Origin of the sequence: Novimethylophilus sp., assembly GCF_036504375.1 — a bacterium.
Taxonomy (GTDB): Bacteria; Pseudomonadota; Gammaproteobacteria; order Burkholderiales; family Methylophilaceae; genus Novimethylophilus.
Genome location: NZ_DASXVH010000093.1, coordinates 1 through 9,048, shown reverse-complemented (window position 1 = coordinate 9,048; position 9,048 = coordinate 1). Strand labels below are relative to the sequence as shown.

Annotated in this window: 10 protein-coding genes; 4 read left to right on the top strand and 6 right to left on the bottom strand. The window is 59.6% G+C overall.

Annotated elements, in window-relative coordinates; genetic code table 11:
- Positions 1 to 202: transposase (locus VGK14_RS13570; protein ID WP_331509630.1), on the bottom strand; the 202-nt coding region annotated here is incomplete at its 3' end.
- Positions 203 to 405: 203 nt separating this feature from the next.
- On the opposite strand from VGK14_RS13570, the gene VGK14_RS13565 reads away from it, so the two are divergent.
- The 4 genes from VGK14_RS13565 (at position 406) to VGK14_RS13550 (ending at position 2,692) form a co-directional block, all read left to right on the top strand.
- Positions 406 to 645 (top strand): DUF2789 domain-containing protein, encoded by a 240-nt coding sequence (locus tag VGK14_RS13565; RefSeq protein ID WP_331509629.1) that lies wholly within the window; start codon positions 406 to 408, stop codon positions 643 to 645.
- Positions 646 to 766: 121 nt separating this feature from the next.
- Positions 767 to 1,318, top strand: coding sequence for a hypothetical protein (locus VGK14_RS13560; RefSeq protein ID WP_331509628.1), 552 nt, complete (start codon positions 767 to 769; stop codon positions 1,316 to 1,318).
- A complete protein-coding gene (locus VGK14_RS13555; RefSeq protein WP_331509627.1) occupies positions 1,305 to 2,096 on the top strand; it encodes a cytochrome c3 family protein in 792 nt (263 codons plus the stop codon). Before VGK14_RS13560 ends, VGK14_RS13555 begins: the two co-directional genes overlap by 14 nt.
- Positions 2,093 to 2,692 (top strand): hypothetical protein, encoded by a 600-nt coding sequence (locus tag VGK14_RS13550; RefSeq protein WP_331509626.1) that lies wholly within the window; start codon positions 2,093 to 2,095, stop codon positions 2,690 to 2,692. The genes VGK14_RS13555 and VGK14_RS13550 overlap by 4 nt, the downstream gene beginning before the upstream one ends.
- Before the next feature lie 9 nt (positions 2,693 to 2,701).
- Here the strand turns inward: VGK14_RS13550 and VGK14_RS13545 are convergent, their stop codons facing one another.
- The 5 genes from VGK14_RS13545 to amrB form a co-directional block, all read right to left on the bottom strand.
- Positions 2,702 to 3,070, bottom strand: a complete 369-nt coding sequence (locus VGK14_RS13545; protein ID WP_331509625.1) for an MliC family protein — start codon at positions 3,068 to 3,070, stop codon at positions 2,702 to 2,704.
- A 160-nt stretch (positions 3,071 to 3,230) separates the two neighbouring features.
- On the bottom strand, positions 3,231 to 4,286 hold the full coding sequence (locus VGK14_RS13540) for a sensor domain-containing diguanylate cyclase (RefSeq protein ID WP_331509624.1): 1,056 nt from the start codon (positions 4,284 to 4,286) through the stop codon (positions 3,231 to 3,233).
- Positions 4,287 to 4,341: 55 nt separating this feature from the next.
- Positions 4,342 to 6,444 (bottom strand): putative bifunctional diguanylate cyclase/phosphodiesterase, encoded by a 2,103-nt coding sequence (locus VGK14_RS13535; protein ID WP_331509623.1) that lies wholly within the window; start codon positions 6,442 to 6,444, stop codon positions 4,342 to 4,344.
- Between the two features lie 21 nt (positions 6,445 to 6,465).
- Positions 6,466 to 7,584, bottom strand: coding sequence for an AmmeMemoRadiSam system radical SAM enzyme (amrS, locus tag VGK14_RS13530; protein ID WP_331509622.1), 1,119 nt, complete (start codon positions 7,582 to 7,584; stop codon positions 6,466 to 6,468).
- Positions 7,577 to 8,944, bottom strand: coding sequence for an AmmeMemoRadiSam system protein B (gene amrB / locus VGK14_RS13525; protein ID WP_331509621.1), 1,368 nt, complete (start codon positions 8,942 to 8,944; stop codon positions 7,577 to 7,579). Before amrB ends, amrS begins: the two co-directional genes overlap by 8 nt.
- Positions 8,945 to 9,048 lie beyond the last annotated feature (104 nt).

Below are 9,048 nucleotides of genomic sequence, written 5' to 3'. Positions count from 1 at the left end.
GACGGTGAGCATTCTTCCAGTCGCCGTAGCTCGCGGGCAGATCGCGCCACGGCGCGCCAGTTCGCAATATCCAGAAAACCGCGTTGATGAATTTCCGGTTGTCGCGGGCGATGCCTCCCCATTGCCCGGATTGTCCGGGCAGGTGCGGTTCGAGTAGCTCCCGGATTCGGTCGGATATGTCGTGCCTATGTGTAAAGACAATACAGCGCCTAAAGATTAGGGCATTCTGGCATATCGTCGTGACGACATTATCTAGAGACTCAGGCGGATTTAAAAGCGCTGTTCCAAGGCCATCCACCGTACGGTATGGAACAAAAAGGCTGCTGCATCATTCGCACGTGCGAACTTGGCTGCATGTAATTCGCTCTCATTGACAGACGATTAGTTTTTATCCGGAGGTGAACCATGGAAGCGCCGGTACACAGCATGAATAATTTGTTTGCTCAACTTGGCCTGCCTTCGGATCAGGCATCCATCGAACAATTTATCGCTACTCATAGCCCGCTGGCAACCAGCGTCCCGCTTTCAGAAGCATCGTTCTGGACGCCGACGCAGGCATCGTTCCTGAACGAGAAAATTCTTGAGGATGCGGATTGGGCTGAAGTGATCGAAGAATTGAATGCGGAATTGCATGCCAGAAGCTGATTATGGATTAAGTCCGGCCCAGGTTTTATGGTTGTGTGTGTCCTCACCATAGTGATATCCACGCTATCGAAGTAGGTATAATGCTGAGTATTAAAATATCAGAGTTGTCATCTCCAGGTACATGCAAGCGCCCGGCCGTTCCAACGATGCCCCCGAAATAATTTTTCATCTGCGCTGGATGGCCAAGACGGCTCTTTCCGTCGGGGCCATAGCCGCAGTGGGTTTGGCTATTACGCTGAACATCCTGACAGACGGCTCCGGCGCCACTTACGGGGAGCTGATCCAATCCCATAATGTCGTACACAATTATCTGGGCACGGCATTATTGATCGGCGGTTTCCTTCTGGTCACATGTACCGCCGTCGTCACCTGGCTGATCGCCTTATACAGCAGTTTTCGCGTCGTTGGTCCGTTGTACAGGTTCTCGCGCAACCTGGAACGGGCGATTGCGAGGGGGCCGGTTAAACCGATCCCGATCAGGGAGGGCGATTGTCTGCATCGGGATGCGCTTCTTCTCGAACATTCCCTGGAGGCCATGGCAACGCACTACCGGGAATTGGACGACGAGCTGAATCTCGCGCTAAGCGAGATCGAGGACGGGAAGATAGAACAGACGCAGGTGCAGGCGACAACTGCGAAACTTGGGAGGCTGATCAGGCGTGCAGCCATCTAGCTTTGCATGGCGTACGCTGCTGGTGGTGCTGGCATTATTGGCGGCTTCGGCAACATTCATTCTGGCGGCGCCGCGGGGTGGTTTTCATCCGGCGGCGATGCCGTGCGAAGGCTGTCATCTGGCCGGAAAATCCGTGACGCCGGGACAGGCTCACCTGTTGATTGCTTCCCAGGAAAGACTTTGCGGCAGCTGCCATCCCAAGGCCCTCCAGGTAAGCCATCCCAGCGGGTTTGCGCCGCGCAGCAAGCCGCCCGCAGACTATCCCCTGGACTGGAAAGGCGATTTGACTTGCAGTACCTGCCACGAAGTCCACGGCAAAGCTCCGGGCATGATGCGGGGCAGCCGGCGCCGACGGGAGCTGTGCCTGTCCTGCCACGACGCCAAGTTTTTCGACCGCATGAAAGACCAGGGCGCATCGATGATGATATCGGGCCACCTCGATGCCGGAAACACGATGCAGACCGCCGGCCTTGACGCCTATTCCGTACAATGCATGGAATGCCACGACAGCAAGGGCGATTCCAATGCGCTCAGTATCGATCGCAATATGATCGTCCGCCATGACACCGGCGCCGCAAATCATCCAATCGCGGTCAAATATGCCGAGGTTGCCCGTGGCGGAGGTTATCGTCCTGTCGAGCAACTTTCCAAACGCATCCTGTTGCCGAACGGCCGCCTGAGTTGCGTTTCCTGCCATGACGGATACAACGGCAATCATGGCAAGCTCGTCGCCATGACGACGGGTTCCTCCTTATGTTTCGAATGCCACGATCTATGAATACCGATCACACGTCGCCACCAGCCGAAAAGCAGTACCGCCGCAAGATTCACTACATTGATTTCGTATTGCAGAAACGGCTGCTGATAGCTTTGGTCGCGCTGGAAGTGATACTGCTGTGCATCGCCGGAGGAGTGCTGTATTTCAGGTTGCAGGCCCTCGTCGACGAGAATCTTTACCACATTCACTTCGGCGATCAGCCATCGATATTTTATGAGCTGTTCAGCGAATCGCTGCTGATTCTGGGCGTGCTGGTGGCGGTAAATCTTGTCGCACTGCTGATCGCCGACAGGATATGGGCGCATTATGTAAACGGTATCATGTCCTGCTTGCGCAGCCTGCTATCCAGAACCCGGGAACTGGACCTGCGGCCGGATGCGGCAGCCCCGCACCGGCATAAAGTATTGGAACTGGCGTTAGCCTGGCGCGAGACGGAAAGGGCTCGGCATCTGGCGCTGCGCACGCTGGTCGAGCGCGCGGATTCAGCTGCCGGCGTGGTCCCTATGCCTATAGAGGAGTACCGCGCCTATTTGCATGCCATGCGCGAGCAATTGCCCCATGACGCAGACAAGCGGCCGACAGATCCCCGGGGATGATGGATGTGATTATTTGCCGGCAAGCTTGCAGCCGGTGAAAGAAATTGCAGGTCCGTCGGTCAGCGTCGCATCGTTGCCTTTGATCTCCAGCACCGCAATGCCATTGCTGTAGCGGGTGCCGGCAGCTGAGGCCGTGCCTTTGGCTAGAGCCACTTCGCGGTCCGGATAAATGAGCCAGGCCGTATTGCCGGTGTCGATATAGCGCAGATAAAAATGCTTGCCGCCATCACATTGATACAAGGTGGCGTTGCTTGGCGCGAGCGTTGGCCCATGCGATTTTTCTCCATCGAACGGCCAGACATTCATGCCGCCGCAACCTGACAGCAGTAATACGCACGCCGGGATCAGCGATTTTGTGCGCATGATTTTTGTTGCCATAAAATCCCCTGGATTTCAGAAAAACGCATGGTGACATCGGTAAGGCCAAGCGGCAACCTTTTGCACGATATTTGGTTCAAAAAAGCAGTGCCGGGCAGGCTGCGGCGTAGCGAAAAGCAGGAAAGCCGAAGCCCTCATCGAAGCCAGGGCGGGCTGAATGCTACTGTAATGCGCCCTGCATTTCCCGCATATAGAATTTGTAATTGTTCTTGCCGTCTTTCTTGGCGTGATACATCGCGATATCGGCGTTGATCAGCAACAACTTCTCGTCATGACCGTGCTCGGGGTAAACGGCGACGCCTATGCTGGATGAAATGCTCAGGTGGTGGCCGGCTACGTCGAAGGGTTGTTGCAGTGTTTGCCGGATTTTCTCGGCGACCACAATCGCATCCTGTTGCTGCTCGATCTCCGGCAACAGCACGACAAACTCGTCGCCGCCGATGCGGGCGACGGTATCGGACTCGCGCATGCAGGCCTGCAGACGTTTTGCGACCTGTTTCAGCAGCAGGTCGCCGACATCATGCCCAAGATTGTCATTGACCGGTTTGAACCGGTCGAGGTCCAGGAACATCACCGCCATAAAAGCCTTGTCCCGTCTGGCCTTGGCCAGGGCCTGCTGCAGGCGGTCGGTGATCAGCGCCCGGTTGGGCAGGTCGGTGAGCGCGTCGTAATGCGCCAGATGGCGTATATGCTCTTCAGCCGCTTTGCGCGAGGTGATGTCGGCGTGCGTACCTATCATGCGCAACGGCCTGCCCTCGGCGTCGCGGCTGACGATCATGCCGCGCGCGAGTATCCATTTGACGCTGCCGTCTTTGCAATGCACGCGATGCTCGTTGACATAGGCAGGTGTTTTGCCGGCAAGATAGGCATGCACGTCTTCGGCTACGCGCAGCCTGTCTTCCGGATGGATGCGCTGTTGCCAGACTTCTTCGTTGGCGGCGATATCCTGGCGGCTGAAGCCGTACATTTCCATATAGCGGTCCGAAAACACTACCTCGTCGGTTTGCACGTTCCAGTCCCATACGCCGTCGCCGGCGCCTTCCAGCGCGAATTTCCAGCGCTCCTCGCTTTCCCGCAGGGCTTTCGACAGATGGATGAAGCGCAGGGCCACTACGCTGTTGACGATGATCGCTACGATGGCGAAGGCCAGTACCAGAGAAAGCCAGACGGGGTCGGACAGGGAATGAGCATCTAAAAAATGATCAATATTCGGCATGGCTTCAATATTACCCTTAATTGAGTATGGAGTATTAATGCAAGCGGTGCACTGGTCAGCATTCGTCGAGCTTGGCCAGCCATTTTTCCACCGGTTCCGGCTTGCCGTAGAGGTAGCCCTGATGAATGATCTTGCCGCGGGCATTGAGGAATTCGGCCTGGGCTTTTGTTTCCACGCCTTCCGCGACGACCTGCAGATGCAGGTGCTGCGCCACCGCAAGTATGGATTCCACCAGCGCGGCGTCATTGGAGTTGGTGGTGACATCCTGGATGAAGCTCTTGTCGATCTTGAGCTCATGGATGGGCAGGCGCTTGAGGTAGGCCAGGCTGGAGTAGCCGGTGCCGAAATCGTCCATCGAGAAATGCACGCCCAGCGTTCGCAGCAACGACATCTTGGCGACCACGTCGGCGAAATCGTCGATTACCAGCCCCTCGGTGATCTCCAGCACCAGATGAGCCGGATCGGCGCCGTTGACCGCTAGCAGACGTTTCACTTCATCGACGAAATCGGCTTGCTGGAAATGGCGCGGGCTGATATTGGCCGATATCCGCAATGCGCGGCCTTCGCGATTGAGCCGCCCCAGCAAGCGGCAAACCGCCGACAGCATCCAGCGGTCGATCGCGACGATGAGGTCGGTCGTCTCCGCCAATGGAATGAACATCCCCGGCAGCACTATACTGCGTTCCGGGTGTTCCCAGCGTACCAGCGCTTCCGCGCCGATCTGGCGCTGGCCGGCCTCCAGCTGGGGCTGGACGTAGAGGCGCAACTGGCTGCCGATAACCGCCGCGCGCAGTTCCCGCTCCACCCGGTAGCGTTCCTTGATGGCCTCGCCCATGATGGCTTCGAAGAAAATTGCGCGCCCGCCGCTTGCCGCCTTGGCTTGATGCATGGCCATGTCGGCCTGGCGCAGGATATCCGACGGCGTTTCATCCGGGAATTCCGGAAACACCGTGATGCCGGTGCTGGCACCGATGTGAAAGCGCTCGCCGTCAAGTTCGATAGTCTCCTGCAGCGCGATGCGCAGCTTTTCCGCGACCACCAGGGCTTCGCGGCCGGCGGTTTCACGGTCGGCGACCAGGCGCGGCAACAAAATCGCGAACTCGTCCGAATCCAGCCTGGCCAGCAGGTCGTCCGAATGCAGGGTTTTGCGCAGACTTCTGGCGACCAGTTTGAGCAAAGCATTGCCCATGGCCGCCCCGCGTGCCTCGTTGATATCCCTGAAACGGTCCAGGTCCAGCAGCAGCACTACCGAAAACCTGCCATCCCGGTGCGCATCGGTCAGTGTCTGCTGCAGTTGCCGCAGAAACAGCGCGCGATTGGCCAGGCCGGTAAGCGCATCGCGCCAGGTGAGTCTTTCGGTTACCGGGTGGCTGCGGTGTATGCTGCTCATGTCGGCGAACACCGCGATGTAATGGCTGATCCTGCCCGCTTCATCGCGCAGGCTGCTGACAGTCAGCCATTCGCGGAATACTTCGCCATCCTTGCGCTGGTTCCAGACTTCTCCTGCCCACTCGCCGTTGGTCTGCAGCGCGCGCCAGATCGCCTGATAGAAGGTCTGATGGTGGCGGCCGGATCTGAGCAGGCGCGAATTCTTGCCCAGTACTTCGTCCTCGCTGTAGCCGGTAATCTGGCAGAAAGCAGGGTTGACCGCTTCGATATTGGCCGCTGCGTCGGTCACCATGATGCCGTCGCCCATGGCTTCGAAAATGCGCGTGGCAAGGCGCTGGTAGTCTGCGGTTGGTTTGCGCTTCGGCGATTTTTTCCGCCGATGGCTGCGGCCGATCGCATAGCGTATGGCGCGGACGAGACTCTCGCTGTCGAATTTGCCCTTGATCAGGCAGTCCTGCGCGCCGATATCGATGGCCTGGAGAGCGAAGTCAATGTCGTCCTGGCTGGCGAGTATCACCAGCGGCAGGCTATCCGACGCCCGGCGCACCGCATGAATGGTGTCGAGCCCGCTGGAATCGGGAAGCGCGGGGTCCAGCAGCAGCACGTCGAACGGGCTGTCCGCCAGCTTGCGCAGGGTTTCGGCGAGCGTGGTCACCCAGGTGATATGGAAATGTACACCCTTGGCTGCGCGCAATGACCGGTGGACCAGATCGGCATCGCCCCGATCGTTTTCCACCAGCATGACTCGATAAGATACGGCGTTATTCACTTTCCGACCAACCGCCCCCTGTCATGTCGCTGCGGCGCCTTGCGCTGGCGCGGCGGCAACCCTGACCGGGACGCGGCGGTGGCCGAAAGCCTTGCCGAACGTCCCGAAGCGCCCGGCAATGGCCGTGCCGCAGTTCGGGCAGTGCCCCTGCGGCGTCAGGTCGTAATGGCGGATGTCGTACCAGTCGCGCACGATGGCCGCGTGGCGGCAGGACGGGCAATAGGTGGTGCCGCCGTCCAGGTCGTGCACATTGCCGGTGTAGACGTAGTGCAGGCCGGCATCGAGCGCGATACGCCGTGCCCGCATCAGTGTTGCGGCCGGCGTGGGCGGCACGTCCGGCATCTTCCAGTCGGGGTGGAAGGCGGAGAAGTGCAGCGGTACTTCCGGCCCCAATTCCTTGGCGACCCAGGCGCTCAAGGCCTTGAGCTCTTCGTCCGAGTCGTTGTGGCCGGGGATCAGCAGCGTGGTGATCTCCAGCCAGCAGTCGGTTTCGTGGTGGACATAGGCCAGCGTGTCCAGCACCGGTTGCCGGTGGGAGCCGGTGAGCTTGACATAGAAGTCTTCGGTAAACGCCTTGAGGTCGACGTTGGCGGCGTCCATCTTGGCATAGAACTCGCGACGCGGCGCGTCGTGCATATAGCCGGCGGTGACGGCGACGGCATTGATGCCCAGCGCATGGCAGGCGTCGGCGGTGTCGAGCGCATACTCCAGGAAGATAACCGGGTCATTGTAAGTGAAGGCCACGCTCTTGCTGCCGTGGGTTTGAGCCGCCCGGGCGATGGCTTGCGGCGAGGCCTGGTCCATCAGCCGGTCCATCTCGCGCGATTTGGAGATGTCCCAGTTCTGGCAGAACTTGCAGGCCAGATTGCAGCCGGCGGTGCCGAAAGACAGCACGCTGGAGCCGGGGTAGAAGTGGTTCAGCGGTTTCTTTTCGATGGGGTCGATGCAGAAACCGGAGGAACGGCCGTAGGTGGTGAGCACGATCTGGTCGCCCGCGCGCCCGCGCACGAAGCAGGCGCCGCGCTGGCCTTCGTGCAGTTTGCAATCCCGCGGACACAGGTCGCACTGGATACGCCCGTCGTCAAGCCAGTGCCAGTAGCGTCCGGCGTGGCATTCGTTCGGGTTGATCGCTTCATCCATCTTTATATTCCTTCCATTTTTCCACCGTATAGCGGTAGAGCTTCACATCCGGCGACCAGAAATTCTGCGGCAGCCCGGCCTTGCGCTTGAGGTGCGCCATGAACTGCCGCGGCTGCGGCAGCTGCTCCCACACCTGGGGCAGAAAAGTGCTGCGGTACCGGCCGTATTCGAACACCACGCCGTCGATATGCGGCCGCAATTGCGCCAATGCATCCGCCTCGTCGCTGAAATGAATCGGCTGCTGCGGCGAGAGCAGCGACACTTCCACGTGCGTGATCGCCACTTCGTCCTCGGCCAGCGGCGGAAAGCGAGGATCGCGCAATGCCGCGGCAACGGCGTTGAACTGCACATCGTCACGCAAGGAGCGGTGGATTTCCAGCGAACCCATGCATCCTCGCAGTTCGCCGTGCTGCATCAATGTGACAAATGTGGCGCCCGGTTCGTTCAGCCAGTCCGCCTGATCCACCGGTTTGACCGGCAAACCGAAATTTTGTGTGATGGCATTGCGGGCGAGAGCCAGCAAGACCTCTCCCTTGCCGCGAGCGGGCTGGCGGTCGGCGGCATCGTCCTCGGTGAAAGCGAACGCCGCATAGCCGACTACCCGGTTCTTATCGCCGGCGGTATCGCCCGAATTGCGCAGGTCGAGCAGGTGCGGAGTCATGCCGTGCCGCCGTGCGGCCAGCATCAGCCCGTTGACCGGCGTACCGCCGCAGGCTTGCTCATGGGAGATCGGCTCCCTGAAATGCAGGATGGCATCGGCGGTTTCGCCGTCGATGCGTTTGGCGCTGGCATAAGGCAAATAATGCGAGAGGTCGGAACTGATCACGATCAGCGTTTCCGGGCCGCCCCACAACGCTTCCAGTACTTCGGCGACATCCTCGGGCGCTACCATGCCCACCGCCAGCGGCAGCAGCTTGAAATCCGGCAGCAGCGTCTGCAGGAATGGCAGCTGCACCTCCAGCGAATGTTCCAGTGCATGGGCCTGCGGGCTCACGGTCACCTGTGGCATGTGCGCAATGAGCCGTGCGGCATCGAGGTCTATATCGACTCGCCCCAACGGGGTTTCGAAAGCATCGGCGCCGGGCAATGCCAAGCCGCGCACGGCGACGCGATGGGTCGGCCCCAGCAGGATTACACGCCGGATTTTGCCGGCTTGTGCCGCCAGCAGGGTATAAGCGCTGGCGGCGACCGGGCCGGAATAGATATAACCGGCGTGCGGCGCGATCAGCGCCTTGGGCACCAAAGACGGCGCCTCGGTTTGCGCCTGCATCAGCATCGCCTGGATTTGGTGGGCCAGCTCTGCAGGGTCGCTGGGATAGAACATGCCGGCGACGGCAGCTGGTCGGATGGTAGTCATCATGGCTCTCCTTTCTTCCCCGGATGCTCCTGAACTTGGGTCGAAGCGGCGGGAATCAAGGGCAGCATGATATGATTTTGCGATGAATAACTATGTACTCATCCCTG

Excerpts from the sequence above, each read along its gene's own strand:
- VGK14_RS13565 (WP_331509629.1), top strand. The coding sequence starts at position 406 with ATGGAAGCGCCGGTACACAGCATGAATAATTTGTTTGCTCAACTTGGC.
- VGK14_RS13560 (WP_331509628.1), top strand. The coding sequence starts at position 767 with ATGCAAGCGCCCGGCCGTTCCAACGATGCCCCCGAAATAATTTTTCAT.
- amrS (WP_331509622.1), bottom strand. The coding sequence starts at position 7,584 with ATGGATGAAGCGATCAACCCGAACGAATGCCACGCCGGACGCTACTGG.
- VGK14_RS13545 (WP_331509625.1), bottom strand. The coding sequence starts at position 3,070 with ATGGCAACAAAAATCATGCGCACAAAATCGCTGATCCCGGCGTGCGTA.
- amrB (WP_331509621.1), bottom strand. The coding sequence starts at position 8,944 with ATGATGACTACCATCCGACCAGCTGCCGTCGCCGGCATGTTCTATCCC.
- VGK14_RS13550 (WP_331509626.1), top strand. The coding sequence starts at position 2,093 with ATGAATACCGATCACACGTCGCCACCAGCCGAAAAGCAGTACCGCCGC.
- VGK14_RS13540 (WP_331509624.1), bottom strand. The coding sequence starts at position 4,286 with ATGCCGAATATTGATCATTTTTTAGATGCTCATTCCCTGTCCGACCCC.